Source organism: Rhodocyclus gracilis (assembly GCF_009617575.1).
GTDB lineage: Bacteria > Pseudomonadota > Gammaproteobacteria > Burkholderiales > Rhodocyclaceae > Rhodocyclus > Rhodocyclus gracilis.
Window position 1 is genome coordinate 61,226 of record NZ_WIXJ01000004.1, and the last position, 15,900, is coordinate 77,125.

The 15,900-nt window shown below is 63.8% G+C and carries 17 protein-coding genes; 3 read left to right on the plus strand and 14 right to left on the minus strand.

The features are described from left to right. Nucleotides 1–12: 12 nt before the first annotated feature. Genes flgF through GHK24_RS07490 form a run of 6 tightly spaced genes read right to left on the minus strand, consistent with a single transcriptional unit; the run spans nucleotide 13 to nucleotide 3,793 of the window. A complete protein-coding gene (gene flgF / locus GHK24_RS07465) occupies nucleotides 13–756 on the minus strand; it encodes a flagellar basal-body rod protein FlgF (protein WP_153471470.1) in 744 nt (247 codons plus the stop codon). A gap of 37 nt (nucleotides 757–793) precedes the next feature. Further along, nucleotides 794–2,053, minus strand: coding sequence for a flagellar hook protein FlgE (flgE, locus tag GHK24_RS07470; RefSeq protein WP_153471473.1), 1,260 nt, complete (start codon nucleotides 2,051–2,053; stop codon nucleotides 794–796). A 14-nt stretch (nucleotides 2,054–2,067) separates the two neighbouring features. Continuing rightward, complete coding sequence (flgD, locus tag GHK24_RS07475; protein ID WP_153471476.1) at nucleotides 2,068–2,748, minus strand: flagellar hook assembly protein FlgD; 681 nt, start codon at nucleotides 2,746–2,748, stop codon at nucleotides 2,068–2,070. Between the two features lie 23 nt (nucleotides 2,749–2,771). Beyond that, nucleotides 2,772–3,176, minus strand: coding sequence for a flagellar basal body rod protein FlgC (gene flgC, locus GHK24_RS07480; protein WP_153471479.1), 405 nt, complete (start codon nucleotides 3,174–3,176; stop codon nucleotides 2,772–2,774). A 3-nt stretch (nucleotides 3,177–3,179) separates the two neighbouring features. Next, nucleotides 3,180–3,584, minus strand: coding sequence for a flagellar basal body rod protein FlgB (gene flgB / locus GHK24_RS07485; RefSeq protein ID WP_153471482.1), 405 nt, complete (start codon nucleotides 3,582–3,584; stop codon nucleotides 3,180–3,182). Continuing rightward, a complete protein-coding gene (locus GHK24_RS07490; RefSeq protein WP_153471485.1) occupies nucleotides 3,581–3,793 on the minus strand; it encodes a hypothetical protein in 213 nt (70 codons plus the stop codon). Before GHK24_RS07490 ends, flgB begins: the two co-directional genes overlap by 4 nt. A 452-nt stretch (nucleotides 3,794–4,245) precedes the next feature. Between GHK24_RS07490 and flgA the strand changes: the two genes are divergently transcribed. The 3 genes from flgA (at nucleotide 4,246) to GHK24_RS07505 (ending at nucleotide 5,850) form a co-directional block, all read left to right on the plus strand. Beyond that, complete coding sequence (flgA, locus tag GHK24_RS07495) at nucleotides 4,246–4,947, plus strand: flagellar basal body P-ring formation chaperone FlgA (protein WP_153471488.1); 702 nt, start codon at nucleotides 4,246–4,248, stop codon at nucleotides 4,945–4,947. 112 nt (nucleotides 4,948–5,059) lie between these two features. Continuing rightward, nucleotides 5,060–5,362 (plus strand): flagellar biosynthesis anti-sigma factor FlgM, encoded by a 303-nt coding sequence (gene flgM / locus GHK24_RS07500; protein WP_167681559.1) that lies wholly within the window; start codon nucleotides 5,060–5,062, stop codon nucleotides 5,360–5,362. Nucleotides 5,363–5,376: 14 nt separating this feature from the next. Next, the gene (locus GHK24_RS07505; protein WP_153471494.1) at nucleotides 5,377–5,850 is read left to right on the plus strand and encodes a flagella synthesis protein FlgN; all 474 of its coding nucleotides are present in this window, start codon (nucleotides 5,377–5,379) and stop codon (nucleotides 5,848–5,850) included. A 124-nt stretch (nucleotides 5,851–5,974) separates the two neighbouring features. Here GHK24_RS07505 and motD read toward each other — a convergent pair whose 3' ends face one another. From motD to GHK24_RS07545, 8 genes are all read right to left on the minus strand, one after another. Then, nucleotides 5,975–6,844: a flagellar motor protein MotD gene (gene motD, locus GHK24_RS07510; protein WP_153471497.1), complete on the minus strand. Its 870-nt coding sequence runs from the start codon at nucleotides 6,842–6,844 to the stop codon at nucleotides 5,975–5,977. A 2-nt stretch (nucleotides 6,845–6,846) separates the two neighbouring features. Further along, a complete protein-coding gene (locus GHK24_RS07515; RefSeq protein WP_167681555.1) occupies nucleotides 6,847–7,587 on the minus strand; it encodes a flagellar motor protein in 741 nt (246 codons plus the stop codon). Beyond that, nucleotides 7,580–8,335 (minus strand): RNA polymerase sigma factor FliA, encoded by a 756-nt coding sequence (locus GHK24_RS07520; RefSeq protein WP_153471500.1) that lies wholly within the window; start codon nucleotides 8,333–8,335, stop codon nucleotides 7,580–7,582. Before GHK24_RS07520 ends, GHK24_RS07515 begins: the two co-directional genes overlap by 8 nt. Nucleotides 8,336–8,351: 16 nt before the next feature. Then, nucleotides 8,352–9,239, minus strand: coding sequence for a nucleotide-binding protein (locus GHK24_RS07525; protein WP_167681554.1), 888 nt, complete (start codon nucleotides 9,237–9,239; stop codon nucleotides 8,352–8,354). Next, nucleotides 9,232–10,584: a flagellar biosynthesis GTPase FlhF gene (flhF, locus tag GHK24_RS07530; protein ID WP_153471506.1), complete on the minus strand. Its 1,353-nt coding sequence runs from the start codon at nucleotides 10,582–10,584 to the stop codon at nucleotides 9,232–9,234. The genes GHK24_RS07525 and flhF overlap by 8 nt, the downstream gene beginning before the upstream one ends. Beyond that, nucleotides 10,581–12,665 carry a flagellar biosynthesis protein FlhA gene (gene flhA / locus GHK24_RS07535; protein WP_153471509.1) on the minus strand — a complete coding sequence of 695 codons (2,085 nt, stop codon included), beginning with the start codon at nucleotides 12,663–12,665 and terminating at the stop codon, nucleotides 10,581–10,583. The genes flhF and flhA overlap by 4 nt, the downstream gene beginning before the upstream one ends. Then, nucleotides 12,658–13,797, minus strand: coding sequence for a flagellar biosynthesis protein FlhB (gene flhB, locus GHK24_RS07540; RefSeq protein WP_153471512.1), 1,140 nt, complete (start codon nucleotides 13,795–13,797; stop codon nucleotides 12,658–12,660). The genes flhA and flhB overlap by 8 nt, the downstream gene beginning before the upstream one ends. Before the next feature lie 182 nt (nucleotides 13,798–13,979). Then, complete coding sequence (locus tag GHK24_RS07545; RefSeq protein WP_194286398.1) at nucleotides 13,980–15,893, minus strand: chemotaxis protein CheA; 1,914 nt, start codon at nucleotides 15,891–15,893, stop codon at nucleotides 13,980–13,982. Nucleotides 15,894–15,900: the final 7 nt, after the last annotated feature.

Genomic DNA, 15,900 nt, shown 5'->3' on the forward strand with positions numbered 1-15,900 from the left:
CGTCCTCAAATACTAGCGGTTGATGGTGAGAAGCTGGGTCGCGGCGCGTGCATCGGAGTCGGCCGTTTGCAGCATCTTGATCTGCATCTCGAACTGTCGGGCGAGGCTGATCATGTTGACCATGGCGTCGACCGGATTGACGTTGCTGCCCTCGAGCGTGCCCGGCGCCAGCTTGACGTTGGCGTCGGGGTCGGCGGGCTGCCCATTCTTTTGCCGAAAGAGGCCGTCGTCGCCGCGCACCAGCTGCGATTCGGGCGGATTGACGAGCTTGATGCGACCGACCGCCGTGACATTGTTGGGCACGCCGAAGACCGGCACGGCGGAGACCGTACCGTCGGGCGAGATCGTCACGCGATTGTCCGGCGGCAGGGTAATGGGGCCGGAATCGCCGAGCACGTTGAGACCCGATGCCGTTTGCAGTTGGCCGTTGGCGTTCACCTGCAGGTTGCCGGCGCGGGTGTAGGCCTCGCCGCCGTTCGCTGTTTCGACGGCGATCCAGCCCGGTCCTTGCACGGCAACGTCGAGCGGACGGCCCGTCGCCATCAGCGGCCCTTGCGTGAAGTCGTCGGCCACCGAGGCATCGACGACAAAGGCGCGCGTCGGCATGCCCTCGCCCAACACCGGAACGGCGCGGAAGGTGTGCTCCATGGAGCGATAACCGACCGTCGACACGTTGGCGAGGTTGTGCGCGACGCCTGCCTGTTGCAGGAAGGCGTGCTTGGCGCCGGTCATGGCGGTGTATATCAGGCGATCCATGGGACTCCCGCGTGCTTAGCCGTGCTCGAGTGAAGAATCAACGCAGATTGACCAGCGTTTGCATGATCTGGTCCTGCGTCTTGATCGATTGCGCGTTCGCCTGGTAATTGCGCTGCTGCGTGATCATGTTCACCAGCTCTTTGGTCAGATCGACGTTGGACTCTTCGATCTGCGTCGATTGCAGCAAACCGCTGTTGCCGGCGCCCGGCGCCTGTATGTTGGCCTGGCCGGACACGGCTTCGACCGCCTGCCACTGGTTATTGCCCATCGACAGCAAACCATTCGGGTTCTGGAAGGTGGCCAGGGCAACGCGGCCGATCCCCTTTGTCTGGCTGTTGCTGTAGTTGCCTTGCACGGTGCCGTCGGCAGCGACCGAAACGCCGGTCAGCGAACCGGTGGTATAGCCGCCCTGCGTGACGCGATCGCGGCTGAAGGTCGAACCGAACTGCGTCGTGCCGGCGAAGTCCATCTTCCCCGGTGACCAGGGCGATACGGCGCCCGTCGACAACGTCCAGCTCGGCATGGTCAGCGTCGTCGGCGTCGTCGTCAGCACGCCGGAGGAGTTGAAGGTCAAGGTTCCCACCGCCGTAGGCGGTGTGGTTGCGCTGACGCCGTCGAGGGTCGCGTACACATTCCACGGCCCCCCCGCCGACGCCCGCGCGAAATACATGGTCATCGCGTGCGAGTTACCCAGCGTGTCGTACACCGTAAGCGGCGTCGAATAGTTGTAGCTCTGCGGATTGCTCGGATCGAAGGTCGCCACCGTCGGCACGCCCTGACGCGAATCGAGGTTGAGCACGGCCGTCATGTTGCCGGAGAGGGCGGCATCGGTGGAGCGCGGCGCCATGGTGCCGGGCGGGATGTTCAGCGCCGTCAGCGTGCCGGCGACCGGCACCGTGCCATCGGCAAGGGCAGCAAAGCCCATCAGCTGCTGCTTCTGGTCGTTGATGATGTAGCCCATCTTGTCGACGTGAAACTGGCCGTTTCGCGTATAGCTCGGCAAAGCGCTGTTGGCGGTCGACATGCAAAAGAAACCGTTGCCGTTGATGGCGATGTCGAGCGGATTGCTGGTCGAGGTGAGATTGCCCTGCGTGAATTGCTGCTGCACGGCGGCGATGGACGTCCCGATACCGACCTGCGTCGCGCCAGAGCCGCCGAGCGAATTCGCATAGACGTCGGCAAAGTGTGCGTTCGCTGCCTTGAAGCCGACCGTGCTCGAGTTGGCGACGTTGTTGCCGATCACGTCGAGCGCCATGGACGAGGCATTGAGCCCACTGAGTCCTTGTTGGAATGCCATCTTTCGCTCCGCTCTTAGAAAATTTGCTGCACTTTGGAGAAGTCCACCTTGCCCAGCGTGCCGAGATCGAGCTGGAAGCCGCCGGAGGTGCGCGTCACGGACGACACCGTGCCGATCTGCATGGGGGTCGCCGTGACGGCGGTGCCGCCATTGCTCGCCGTCACTGCCAATTTGTACGTACCGGCGGGTTGTGCCGTGCCGTCGGCGCTCTTGCCGTCCCAGCCGAAGGTGACGGTGCCCGCCGCCTGCGCGCCGAGATCCTGGGTCTGCACGACGGTGCCGTTGGCGTCGGTGATGGTCACCGTCACCTTGTCGGCCGCCGAAGCGAGCGACACGCAGCCAACCGCCTGCGAGCCTGTCGCCAGCGTCATCTGCGAGCCGGGAACCAGCACCTTGCTACCGATCATGCCGGCGGCCTGCATCGCCTGGCCGTCGTTGTAGGTCGACATCAGGGAGGTCAGCGTCGAGTTAAGCTTTTCGATGCCGCTGACGGTGTTGATCTGCGCCAGTTGCGTCGTCACCTGCGCGTTATCCAGCGGATTGAGCGGGTCCTGATTCTTCAACTGGGTGACCAGCAGGGTCAGGAAGCGGTCCTGCGCGTCCTGCGTCGTGGAGGTCGTCTTGGTCGAACTGCTCCCCAGCGCGTTGATCGCGGCATACGGATCAGTCTCAGTACTCGATTGCACGGTAGCCATGTGTCTCTCCTCGCAAATTCAGCTTATTGACCAATCGCCAGGGTGCGCAGCAGTAGCTGCTTGGCGGTATTCATCACTTCAACGTTGTTCTGGTACGAGCGCGACGCGGAGATCATGTTGACCATCTCGTCGACGACACTGACGTTCGGCATGGCCACATAGCCTTGCGCATCGGCCGCCGGGTGGCGCGGGTCGTACACAAGGCGCGGCGGGCTGGCATCCTCGACCACCTGCTTGACGCGCACGCCCTGCGACGCCTCGCCCTGAATCGGGGTTGCCTCGAAGACGACCTGCTTGGCGCGGTAGGGTTTGCCGTCCGAGCTGACCGCGCTGTCGGCGTTGGCGAGGTTGCTGGCGACGGTATTGAGGCGCATCGACTGCGCCGTCAGGGCACTGCCGGCAATGTGAAAGACGCTGAAGACGCTCATCGCTTATTGCCCCTGAATCGCCGAAATCATCGACTTGACGCGGCCGGTAATGAAGGTGAGCCCGGCTTCGTAATACGTCGAATTCTCGGAAAACTTGCCGCGCTCGACGTCCATGTCCACCGTGTTGCCATCGACGCTCGATTGCGTTTCCTTGCGGTACATCAGCGACACCGGTTCGGCATTACCACTCGCCGGGATGTGGCGATCCGAGGTCAGCGTCAGCGACAGCGGTTGCCCTTGCCGGCCGGCAATCGCGTCCTTGAGGGCGCTGCCAAAATCGAAGTCGCGGGCTTTGAACTGCGGCGTATCGGCATTGGCAATGTTCGCCGCCAGCACTTGCTGGCGGTAGGCGCGAAGGTCGAGCGCCTTTTGTTGAAACGAAAATGCCTGGTCGAGTTTGCTGGTCATGGCGAGTGTCCGGTCAGCGGATCGCGGTAGTTGTGCGTCTCCTTGTGCAAGACGTGTGCCATGTACCACGGCGCCGGATCAATCATGGGGCGACGGGCGGCGCGCCGGGGTATCCTCCCCGACTCGACGGCAAGGCAGTCGTCGGCATTGGTCTCTTCGACGACCGGGTGCAACAGGCGCCGTCGCAGGCGGCGCGGGCACCTGCGCATTGGCGCTCCGGCATTGATTCGGCAGGCTTTGCGCGCATGCTCCACACCGCGACACCGCAGCGAAATGCGCCGGCAATGGCGCGCAAGACGCCCAAACATCGGCGCCCCCTGCGCTGCCATCAGCACGCAGCGACGAGCCTCCAAATGGTCGACGTATTGGACGCAGCCCCCCCGAACACGCCTGCCCGGCATCGGCAAGGTCGGCAATAATTGCCGCCGCCTTCGCCTCGCCGCGACCGTCCGCATCGCGCGAAAGGCACAGCAAGGAAGGCCTCACGGCGCTTCGACTTGCGTGACGATTGGGGCACAATGACGCCATGCCATCGTCTGCCACGCCCCCCCTCGAGACGCTCCCGCCCCGCATCGATGCCAGGGGGGAATCCTCCCGGCGGCCGCACGCCGAGAGAGGCGCCGGGTTGCCTGCCGCCCCCCACCTGGCGCACTGGCGGCACATGCTGCTAACCCTGCTGGCGACCTTTGCCACGACGCTCGCGCACGCGCAGACGACGCCACAGACGGCGCCTAACTCCCAATCGACGCAGCCCGCCCTGACAAGCGCCATCGACGATTACCTGCGCGCGCAGACGCGCGGCTTGCCGGGCAAGGTCAGTTACCGCATCGGCAGCCTCGACCCCCGCATCCAGCTCGCCGCGTGTAGCGCCTTCGAGCCGTTCCTGCCCGCTGGCGGACGGCTGTGGGGCAAAGCCACCGTCGGCGTGCGCTGTCTGGGGCCGGCCAGTTGGGTCGTTTACGTGCCGGTGGACGTGAACATCAGTGGCAGCTACTTCGTCAGTGCCCGCCCCCTGGCCGCCGGCCAGCCGCTCTCCGCCAGCGACATCGTCGAGCGGCAAGGCGATCTGGGAGGCATGCCGGCGACGGTGGTCACCGACGCCGCGCAAGCCATCGGCAAGACACCGCGCTCCGGCCTCGGCGCCGGGCAACCTTTGCGGAGCGATCTCCTGCTCGCTCCGTGGGCCGTCCAGCAGGGGCAGAACGTCAAGCTGATTTCGCGGGGCGCGGGCTTCAGCGCCAGCAGCGACGGGCGAGCGCTGAACAATGCAGCCGACGGTCAGGTCGTACAGGTGCGTGGCGCCTCAGGACAGACGATCACCGGCATCGCACGCACGGGCGGCATTGTCGAGGTAAACTACTGACAGGCTAGAAAAATAATCGGCGCACATGCGCAACTTTTGTGCAATCTGCACTAAAGTTGCTGCACCGAGCGCCGATATAACAGACAGACGAAGTAACGCAGAGAGGTCCACCGTGAAAATTGAACGCCCCGTCACACCTTCGACTGGTTTCAACACCAGCGAAACCCGTGTGCGCACGACGCCGGCTGCTGGCTCCGCCCCCACTCCTGCCAGCGCCGAAGCGACGGCGGTGCGCCTCAGCGGCTTCGCGGCACAGATCAAGTCGTCCCAAGGCGAAGCGCCGGTCGATACGGCCAAGGTCGCCCAAATCCGACAAGCCATTTCTGAAGGACGCTTCTCCATCAACGCCGACGCCATCGCCGGTCGCTTGGTCGACAGCGCGCGCGAACTCGTGCAAGCCGGTCGGCGCAATTAAACGGCGCCTGCTTCATGAACGGCTGGCGCGAACTGTCGGAAGCCATCGAAGCGGAAAGCTCGGCGATTGTTGAATTCATCGACATTTTGCGCCGGGAGCAAGACGCGCTGACCGAGGCCAAAGCCGACGAACTGGCGCCACTCATCGCCGAGAAGATCACGGCGGCCAATGCCGTCGCGCAGCGCGCGCAGACACGCAACACCCTCCTCGCCAGCCGACAACTCCCCGCCGACCGAGACGGAATCGCCGCCTGGCTGGAAACCCATCCAGGCGATTTGGCCGCGCAACGTGGCTGGAACCACCTGCTGGAACTGGCAACGGAAGCGCGCGAATTAACGCGCGTCAATGGCGACCTCGTACGCCTGCATCTCCAGCACAACGCGCAAGCTCTCGAAGCCCTGCTCGGCTCGACACGGCCTCTTCCGCTGTACGGCCCTGATGGCCAGCACTCGCCGTTTGGCAGTGGCAATCTGCGCGGCGCCGTCTGATCCACTTCTGAACGTCGGGACGCGCCACCGCTGCGCCCCTGTGCCGATCCCTGTGCACCTAGGCGCGCTGTACCGCCCCCACCGCTACGGACGCTGTGCCGCTACACCCTTCGAGCGTGATTGCTTAGCGGGCACCACCGGGCGCCGTTTGCGCCCCCCCCTTGCCGCTACCAGAGGAAGCACCACTCGCCGTATTCGGCCCGTCGCTCAGCACTTTGCCCTCAAGATTGAGTTCGGTGCCTTTTTCGGGAATGGCCGACTCGATGAGGATGGAGACGCGGCGATTTCGTGCCCGCCCATCCGCCAACAGGTTCGGCTCGACCGGACGGGTGTCGCCGTAGCCGATAGCCGTCAGCCGATCCGGCGTGACGCCGACATCGGTAAACAGGCGCAGCACCGTCGTCGCACGCACCGCCGAGAGTTCCCAGTTGGAAGGAAACTGTTGCGTGCTGATCGGCACGTTGTCGGTGTGCCCTTCGATGATGATCGGAAATTCGGTATCGACCAGCACATCGGCAATGGCGCGCATGGCTTTTACCGAAGCCTGTTGCAACTGAGCCTGTCCGGGCGAAAACAGGATGCTGTCGTTGATCTCGATGGTCACGCCGCGGCTGGTCTCGAGGACGCGAACCTTGCCCTGCTGAATCAGCGGCTCCATGACCTTGAGGATGTCGTGTGCGACGTTGCGCATTTTGTCGCGCTGCTTCTCCCGCTGCTTTTCGCGCACCTCGTCCGGCGGCGGCCGCTGCGTCGAGGGCGAGGGCGTCGTCTCCGGCGCCGGCACGATGACCATCGTCTGCCCGCTCGGCGTCACGGCAATGTTGCGGAAGGCGTTAACGATGGAGTCGCTCAATACGCGGTACTTCGCCTCGTTGACCGACGAAATCGCGTACATGACGACGAAAAAGGCGAACAGCAGGGTGATGAAGTCGGCGTAGGAGACCAACCAGCGCTCGTGGTTGTCCGGTTCTTCCTCGATCTTGCGCCGTGCCATGATCAGGTGAAGTAACCGCGCAAACGACTCTCGATGATGCGCGGATTGTCGCCGTTGGCGATCCCGACCAGACCATCGACGATCATCTCGCGCTGCGCGACCAGCCGGCCGATATGCGCCTTGAGCTTCGCCGCCACCGGCAGATACACCAGATTGGCGAGGCCGACGCCGTAGATCGTCGCGACAAAGGCGACGGCAATCCCCGCCCCCAGCTTCGAGGGATCGGAGAGGTTTTCCATGACGTGAATGAGGCCCATGACAGCACCGAGAATGCCGATGGTCGGCGAGTAGCCGCCGGCGGCGTCCCAGACGCGCGCCCCCTGACGCAACTCGTCTTCGTAGGTGTTGATCTCGACTTCCATGACCTCACGCAGGCGCGAGGGCTCCGCGCCATCGACCAACAGTTGCAGTCCTTTGCGCGTGAAGGGGTCTTTCACCTGTCCGGTCGAATTCTCCAACGCCAGCAGCCCTTCGCGACGCGCCACCTGACTCCAGTTACCGATCTGGCGGATGAGTTGGGCGTGGTCGATGACCGGCGGCACCCAGACCCACTTGAGCATGATCAGCCCGCGCTTGAAGACAACGAAGCGGCTTTGCAGCATGACGGCGCCCAGCGTGCCGCCGAGGACGATGAGCAGCGCCGTCGGCTGCGCGAGCGAACCGACGTTGCCACCTTCAAGCAGTTGTCCGCCGAAGATGGCGACGATGCCAACGATGATGCCGAGAAAACTGATCTTATCCACGGCGCGGCTCCTTGCGCGCGCCCTTGCCAGCCGCCGACTTCTCGCCGAACAGGCGCGAGCGCAGGCGGGCAACGGCCTGGGTATGCAGCTGGCAGACCCGCGATTCGGTCACTCCCATGACTTCTCCGATTTCCCGCAGATTGAGATCCTGCTCGTAGTAGAGCGCCATCATCAGCTTTTCACGCTCAGGCAAGGCTTCGATGCCCTTCACCAGCGACTCGCGCAATTTGCGATCTTCAAGCTGGTTCAAGGGGTCGGCGGAATCATCGGTGAAATGCCGCTCGAGAAAGTCCTCGCCCGCCTCGTCGGTCATGTCCTCAAAATAGATGATCTGGTGGCCGCGGGCCTCCTGCAACATCTTTTGATAATCGGCCAGCGACATGTCGAGCGCGGCAGCAAGCTCCTGCTCGCTCGGGGCGCGTCCGTTTTCCTGTTCCAGCCGGGCAATCGTCGCTTCAACACGGCGAAAGTCGCGGCGCAGGCTGCGCGGCAGCCAGTCGTTTTCGCGCAGCCCGTCAAGCATGGCGCCGCGAATACGTTGCGCCGCGTAGGTTTCAAACTGCGCGCCCAAGCCGCTCTCAAAGCGGCTGATGGCGTCGAGAAGACCCAGCATGCCGTTCTGCACCAGATCGTCGACCTGGACGCTGGCGGGAAGGCGGGACATCAGGTGGTAAGCGATCCGCTTCACAAGCGGCGTAAATCGCTGTACCAGCTGATCGGTATCGGGTTGACCGGCGGCAGTGTACATTCTTGAGCGGAGGACGCTATCGGGTGTGAATGACGCAGCGGTCTATGCGTTGGCTCAAGTGTATCAGTTGCTGCACGAAATGTTCGAAGCCCCCGGTATCGCCGGCGGGGGCCGGCCAATGCAGGAGTTCGCCCGCCAATTGCCGGAAGGCAATCGCCGACGGCGCATCGGGAAAGAGCGTCGGCACCGGCTGACAGCGTCGTTCTGCTTGGCAAAGATGCTCGTCAAGCGGCACGTAACCGGCGTAATCCGTTTGCGCGACGCCTCGGCTGAACGTGACATGCGCGATATTGGCGTGAATCGCCTCGGCCTCGTCGATACCCCGAGCCTTGTTGATCAGCAGGCGGAAACGTCGATGCGCGAAGCCCATGCTGACCTTCTTGATCAGCGAATAGGTGCCGGTAATCGCGCTCGACGTCGGCGCAACCACCATCACCGTCTCGTCCGCCGCCAGCGCCAACGGCGAAAAACCCAGCGGATGTGCCGACGAGGCGTCGACGAGGATGACGTCGGCCGGCCGATCCATGGCGGCGATGTCATCGAGCAGGGCGTCACGCTTGGCAGCGCCGAGTTTCGCCAGCCCCTGCACGGCACGCGCTGCGGGCAGGAGACGAACCCCCGTCGCCAGAGGCATCAGCACATCGCCAAGACGCAGCTTGCGGTCGATGACTTCTGCCAGATCGTGACGGGCGACGCAGCCGAACAGGGCAGCGATGCGCGCATCGGCATTCTCGTCGATGATCAGAACGTCTTTGCCCTGACGAGCAAGCGCTGCCGCCAGATTGGCGACGACGACGCTACGCCCGACGCCAGCACTGGCCGCCGTGAACGTGACGATGCGCACCCGCTCCTGGCCGAACAAGCGGCGCAAGCCGGACGCCTGATCGCCCAGCAGATCAGCCACGCTGTCCCCCTGCGACAGCCGCGTTAGCCATCACCAGACGCGGCTCGACGCCGTCGAAGCGGTGCGGCGATGCCTCCGGCGCTTCCTTGAAGGCACGATGCAGCAGATAGGTGCGGTTCGGCAGATGAAGGTCCTCCGGCACGCGCTGGCCATTGGAGATGTAATGCAGGCTCAGACGCTGCCGCATGATGACGTCGAGCGAAGGCGCAAGACTGGCGGCCTCATCGACCTTGGTGACGATGCAACCGGCCATATCCGGACCGTTATAAGCACGGACCACGTCGTCGAGCGTGTCTCCGCGGCCGGTTGCCGGCAGCAGCAACAGGCGCTTGACGCCACTTTCGCCGAACATCGCTACCTGCTCGCTGACCAGCCGATCACGCTGACTCATTCCCATGGTGTCGATCAGCACCATGTGCTTGTGCTGGAGTTCGCCGAGCGTCTGCCGCAGATCGGCGGCGTCCTTCACGAGATGGACCGGCACGCCAAGAATGCGGCCATAGATGCGCAGTTGTTCGTGGGCGCCAATCCGGTAGCCGTCGGTCGTCACCAGGGCCACTTTGGCTGCGCCGTGGCGCAGGACGCAACGTGCGGCCAGCTTGGCGGTCGTCGTCGTCTTGCCAACACCCGTCGGGCCCACCAGCGCGTAGACGCCTCCGCGATCAACGATGTCGCTACCGCCATCCGTCGTCAGCAGGCTGCGATCGGCGGCAGCACGCACCCAGGCCAAGGCTTGCGCGACCGTGAAGTCATGCGGCAAACCGGCCAGCAGATCACGCGCCAGTTGCGGCGAAAAGCCGGCGTCGAGCAATTGGCGCAACACCTCGGTCTTCACCGGCTCGGAGCGGGCGGACTCGCCCCAGGCGAAACCGGCCAGATGCTGTTCAACGATACGGCGCAGGGCGCGGATTTCGTCCATGACGACCGCCGGGACGACCTCGGCGCTTTGCTCCGCCACGACTGGGCGCGGATCGAGCTTCGGCGGTACGGGGGGAGCCAGTGAGGGCGCCTCGCTGCGGGCGGTGACAGGGCGCGCCGGTGCAACCGCCGGAGGGGCGGCCGGGGCAACCGCCGGTGCGCTCCGCACCGCCGCCGCTGGACGGCTGAGCGGCGGCTGAGCGCCCGCCGGTGAGAGGCGCACGGTGTAATCGTCAGCCGACGCGGCGTTGTCACGCCCGCTGCCGGCGGGCGCCAGCATCGAGATGTCGCGGGCGGCGACGGCCATGATCTCGACACCGCCGGCAACGCTGCGGTTCGAGAGAATGATGGCATCCGGGCCCAGGGTTTCTTTGACCTTGCGCAGTGCGTCGCGCGCGTTGGGAGCGATATATTTTCTGACGTTCATACTCGGCCTCCAATAATAGAGGTGACCTTGATTGTTCTGCTTTCAGGCACTTCGCTGTGCGCAAGTACCTTGAGCTGAGTGACGGCACGCCGCAAAAACCGCGAGAGCAGCGTGCGTAAATTGGAAGGAACGAGGAGTACCGGCGGCAAGCCGAGCTCCTCCTGACGACGTACCGCAGCCATGGTTTCCCGCACGAGGGTATCGGCCAGCCCCGGCTCGATGCTGCCGTTTTCGCCGTTACCGGCAACCGCTTGAACGAGTAGCCGTTCAAGCTGTGGATCGAGCGACATCACCTGCATTTCGTTACCATCGGGATAGAGCTGCTGAACGATGGCGCGACCAAGGGTGACGCGAACAAGACTGGTGAGCTGCTCGGCATCGGTCGTGCGCGCGGCGTTCTCGGCCAGCGCTTCGACGATGGTGCGCATGTCGCGGATGTGCACGCCTTCGTCGAGCAGGTTCTGCAAGACCTTCTGCAAGGTGCCGAGCGGCATCGCTTTCGGCACCAGATCCTCGACCAGCTTCGGCATGTCTTTCGCCAGATGGTCGAGCAGCGCCTGCGTCTCCTGCCGCCCGAGCAACTCGGAAGCGTGCGAGAGAATCAGGTGATTGAGGTGGGTCGCGACGACCGTACTGGCGTCGACGACCGTGTAGCCGTACGCCTGCGCCTGGTCGCGCAGATTCATTTCGATCCAGATCGCCGGCAAGCCGAAGGCGGGGTCGCGCGTTGCGACGCCGGCCAGCGTCCCGGCAACACGACCGGGATTGATCGCCAGCAGATTGCCGGGGAAGGCCTCGCCCTGACCGATATCGACGCCTTTCAGCAAGATCCGGTAAGCGTTGGGCTTGAGTTCGAGGTTGTCGCGAATGTGCACCGGCGACACGAGATAGCCGACTTCCTGCGCGAATTTCTTGCGAATGCCGCGAATGCGGCGCAGCAGTTCGCCGTCCTGGGCTTTGTCGACCAGCGGAATGAGGCGATAGCCGACTTCGAGGCCGAGCACGTCGACCGGCGCCACGTCGGCCCAACTGGCCTCCTGCGTCTCGGGCAGCGGTGCCGGCGCGACGGCAACCACCTCCGCCGACTTGGCCTCGCGGCGCTTGTTCAGTTGCCAGGCCAGCGTGCCGAGCGCCGACGCCAGCAACAGGAAGGCGAGGTTGGGCATGCCGGGAATCAGGCCAAGGAGGCCGACGATGCCGCCAGCCATACCGATCACCAGCGGTTTGGCGAAGAGTTGCGAGATGAACTGTTGCGACAGGTCCTCGTCTTCGCCAACGCGCGTCACCACCATACCGGCGGCGATCGAAACAATGAGCGCCGGAATCTGGGCAACCAGTCCGTCACCGATGGTCAGCAGCGTGTAATTGCGCGCGGCCGTGCCGATGTCGAGGTTGTGTTGCAGAACACCGACGACGAGACCGCCGATGACGTTGATCAGCATGATCATGATGCCGGCGACCGCGTCGCCGCGCACGAACTTCGAGGCGCCGTCCATGGCGCCATAGAAGTCGGCTTCCTGCGAGATTTCCGAGCGGCGGCGACGCGCCTCGTCTTCACCAATCAGGCCCGCGTTGAGATCGGCGTCAATCGCCATCTGCTTGCCAGGCATCGCATCGAGGGTGAAGCGCGCACCGACTTCCGCGACACGGCCAGCACCCTTGGTGATGACGACGAAGTTGATGACGACGAGGATCAGGAAGACGACGATACCGACCGCGTAGTTACCGCCGATCAGGAAGCTGCCGAAGGCCTCGATCACCTTGCCGGCCGCGTCCGGGCCGGTGTGGCCTTCGAGCAGGACGACGCGCGTGGACGCGACGTTGAGCGACAGGCGCAGCAAGGTCGTGACCAGCAACACTGTCGGAAAGATCGAGAAATCGAGCGGCCGCGTCACGCTCAACGCGACCAGCATGACGATGATCGAAATGGCGATATTGAAGGTGAACAGCACGTCCAGCGCGAAGGGCGGCAGCGGCAGCACCAGCATCGCCAGAATTAGCAGGATCAGTACCGGCCCCGCCATCTGGCGCAGGCCGATGCGACCAAAGAGGCTCTGCAGGCGAACGGCGGTCTCAGCCATTCTGTACCTCCGGCACCAACTCGGCCGGCACCGCTATTTCACGCGGTGGCGCCGGATACTGGCCGCCGGAACGACGCCATTGCGAGAGCTGATGCACGTAAGCGAGCACCTCGGCGACGGCGGCGTAGAGCGCTACCGCGATTTCCTGATCGAGTTCGACGTGCTTGTAGAGCGCGCGCGCCAGCGGCGGCGCTTCGAGCATCGGGACACCGTTGGCCGCACCGATTTCGCGAATCTTCAGCGCGACTTCGCCACGCCCCTTGGCGATGACCTTCGGCGCCTTCATCCCGGCGCTGTAGGCGAGCGCGACGGCGAAGTGCGTCGGGTTGGTGACGATCACGTCGGCGTTCGGCACCGCTCCCATCATGCGGCGCCGCGCCGCCTCGCGCTGCATGCTGCGAATGCGTCCCTTGACCTTCGGGTCGCCTTCCATCTGTTTGAATTCGTCGCGCACTTCCTGGCGCGTCATCTTCAGCTTGTCGTAGTACTGCCAGAGCTGGAACGGCACATCGACAGCGACGATCAGCAGCATCGCGGCAACCACCGCGAAGAAGCTGAACACCAGAAGATTGCCGGCACCGGCCATGCCGGTTTGCAGCGACTGGTCGTACAAGGAAAAAATCTGGCCACGTTCGCTCCAGATCACCCACGCTGCGATGCCGGCGATCAGGCCAGCCTTGGCCACTGCCTTGAGCAACTCGACGAGCCCGGACCAGGAAATGAGGCGAGCCAGTCCTTTGATCGGATCAAGACGCGTCAGATCAGGCACCAGCGCTTGCGTCGAGAACACCCACGAGCCGAGGAAGAAGGGAGAAATCAGAGCGGCCAGAATGAGTGCCAACAAAATCGGGGAAAAAACCAGCAGGGCGTCATACGACACGTCGGTCAGACGCACCAGCATTTGTTGCGGCTCGTGCAGCAAGGGCGACTCAAGAATCAGGCCGTGCCGCAAGAGTGCCATGGAGCGCTGCACCACCCACGGACCAAGCGCCCACAAGGTCGCCGCACCAACGATGAGAACGAGAAAAGCACCGACCTCGCGTGAGCGGGGAACCTGACCCTGTTCACGCGCCTGATCCAGCCGTCGACCTGACGCTGGTTCTGTTCTTTCAAGGTCGCTATCTTCGGCCATCGAAGGGTTCCGGTGAATTCGGAGCCATTATAGGAAAAATCAATAAAAATTAAAGGGGTATGCGACATTTTTTAGATCATTTCTCGAATAGTAGCAGTAACGCAACAGCTGTCGCAAACGCACAAAAGGGACGGGGAGCCGAAGCTCCCCGTCCCTTTTGCCGTCCTGCTGAGTGATTTATTTCAAACGGCTAATTCCAGCGCCCTCCCGATTCCCGCGCGCACATCGGAATCGATGTGCGAACCGAGGTCAGACAGCAACTCCTTCATGTCGAGAATCAGCACAATCTGCCCGTTGGAGAGCGTCGTCACGCCAGCCACCCCACGCGGCCTGAAGTCGTCGAGTGACTTGATCACTGCGTCATCGCGCCCGGCAAAACTGTCGACCGAGAGGATGAAGCTGCGCTCGGAAGTCTGCATGAGCACGCCGAACTCGGGCGGCTCGTCCTGCGGCCAGCCCAAGAGGTGCGACAGAGCCACCACCGGCAGGATTTCGCCACGGAGAACAAGCGTATGTTTGCCGCCAACCTCCTGCATCTTGTCGCGCTCGATCGGCAGGATCTCGCGCACCATCGACAAGGGCAGCGCGAACGGCTGATCGCCCAGCAAGACCAGCAGCACCGGCAGAATAGCCAGCGTCAGCGGCAGCGAGATGACGAAGACCGACCCCTTGCCCTGCTCGGAGCGAATCTCGATTGAGCCGTTGAGCTTCTGGATGTTCGTCTTGACGACGTCCATACCGACGCCCCGGCCCGACACATCGGAGACTTGGGTTTTCGTCGAGAAGCCCGGCAGGAAAATCAGGTTGAGACTTTGCCGCTCGTCGAGCGTGCTGGCCTCCTCTTCGGTGAGCAGGCGCTTTTCCACGGCCTTGGCGCGGATGCGCTCGGCGCTCATCCCTCGGCCATCGTCGGCAACGATGAGGACGATGTGATCGCCTTCCTGCCGCGCTTCGAGGCGGACGACACTCTTGGCTGGCTTGCCCGCTGCCTGACGTTCCAGCGGCGATTCGACGCCGTGGTCGACCGCGTTTCGGATCAAGTGGATGAGCGGATCGGCGAGATCCTCGACCATGGTCTTATCGACTTCGGTTTCTTCACCCGACAGCACCAGTTCGACATCCTTGCCCAACTGCCGGGCCAGATCGCGGGCGATGCGCGGATATTTCTGGAAGAGGCGGCCAATCGGCTGCATCCGCGTCTTCATCACCGAATTTTGCAGATCGGAGACTAGGAGATCGAGTTGGCTCACCGCCTGATCGAGCGCATGCAAGGTATCCGCGTCGGTCTTGCCGGCGAGGATGTCGGCACGCAGACTGGTCAGGCGATTCTTCGTCAGGCCGATTTCACCTGACAGGTTCAATACCTGATCAAGCCGCGCGGTATCGACGCGGATCGTGTTTTCACGCGTCGCAGCACGTTCTTCGGTGCGCCGCCCACCCGCCGCCCCGGTAACAGCCGCCGCCCCCGGCTTGTCGGTCGCGCGACGCCCTTCCGGCGGAAAATGCGGCGCCATCTGATTCGCCACCTCGGCGGCCGTAATCACATCCTCGGCCGGCGCCGCCGCATTGCCGGTGACGGCATTGAGCAGCTGCTGCCAGGGCGGCTCGCCCGATGCCGCGGCAGCGCCTGGCGCTGCGACAGGGGCAGCCACGGCGGCAGGCGCCGCCGCCGGCGCAGCGGCCTGAGCAGGTGCCGGGGCGTGCCCGGTCTCCAGCGCCGTACGCAAGCCTTCGATGACCTCCGGCGCGGCGGGGTGCGGCTGCACGCCTTGACCCAGCTCACCGAACATGTCGCGTACGCCCTTGGTCGCCGCCATGATGATGTCCATCAGATCGAAAGTCAGCGTCATTTCGCCGTTACGCAGTCGATCGAACAGATTCTCGGTCAGGTGACACAAGGTCACCAATTCGGTGGCGCTGAGAAAGCCGGCGCCGCCCTTGATGGTATGAAAACCGCGGAAGATGTCGTTGAGCAAGCGCCGATCATCCGGCGTTCGCTCCAGATCGACCAGTTTGTTGTCGACATCGGACAGCAGGTCGTGCGCCTCTTGCAGGAAATCCTGCAAGAGATCTTCCATTCCGGCGAAATCACTCATTCCGGCC

Excerpts from the sequence above, each read along its gene's own strand:
- flgE (WP_153471473.1), bottom strand. The coding sequence starts at position 2,053 with ATGGCATTCCAACAAGGACTCAGTGGGCTCAATGCCTCGTCCATGGCG.
- flhF (WP_153471506.1), bottom strand. The coding sequence starts at position 10,584 with ATGAACGTCAGAAAATATATCGCTCCCAACGCGCGCGACGCACTGCGC.
- GHK24_RS07520 (WP_153471500.1), bottom strand. The coding sequence starts at position 8,335 with ATGTACACTGCCGCCGGTCAACCCGATACCGATCAGCTGGTACAGCGA.
- flgB (WP_153471482.1), bottom strand. The coding sequence starts at position 3,584 with ATGACCAGCAAACTCGACCAGGCATTTTCGTTTCAACAAAAGGCGCTC.
- flgD (WP_153471476.1), bottom strand. The coding sequence starts at position 2,748 with ATGGCTACCGTGCAATCGAGTACTGAGACTGATCCGTATGCCGCGATC.
- GHK24_RS07545 (WP_194286398.1), bottom strand. The coding sequence starts at position 15,893 with ATGAGTGATTTCGCCGGAATGGAAGATCTCTTGCAGGATTTCCTGCAA.
- flgF (WP_153471470.1), bottom strand. The coding sequence starts at position 756 with ATGGATCGCCTGATATACACCGCCATGACCGGCGCCAAGCACGCCTTC.
- flhA (WP_153471509.1), bottom strand. The coding sequence starts at position 12,665 with ATGGCTGAGACCGCCGTTCGCCTGCAGAGCCTCTTTGGTCGCATCGGC.
- flgA (WP_153471488.1), top strand. The coding sequence starts at position 4,246 with ATGCTGCTAACCCTGCTGGCGACCTTTGCCACGACGCTCGCGCACGCG.
- flgC (WP_153471479.1), bottom strand. The coding sequence starts at position 3,176 with ATGAGCGTCTTCAGCGTCTTTCACATTGCCGGCAGTGCCCTGACGGCG.
- motD (WP_153471497.1), bottom strand. The coding sequence starts at position 6,844 with ATGGCACGGCGCAAGATCGAGGAAGAACCGGACAACCACGAGCGCTGG.
- GHK24_RS07490 (WP_153471485.1), bottom strand. The coding sequence starts at position 3,793 with ATGCGCAGGTGCCCGCGCCGCCTGCGACGGCGCCTGTTGCACCCGGTC.
- GHK24_RS07505 (WP_153471494.1), top strand. The coding sequence starts at position 5,377 with ATGAACGGCTGGCGCGAACTGTCGGAAGCCATCGAAGCGGAAAGCTCG.
- flhB (WP_153471512.1), bottom strand. The coding sequence starts at position 13,797 with ATGGCCGAAGATAGCGACCTTGAAAGAACAGAACCAGCGTCAGGTCGA.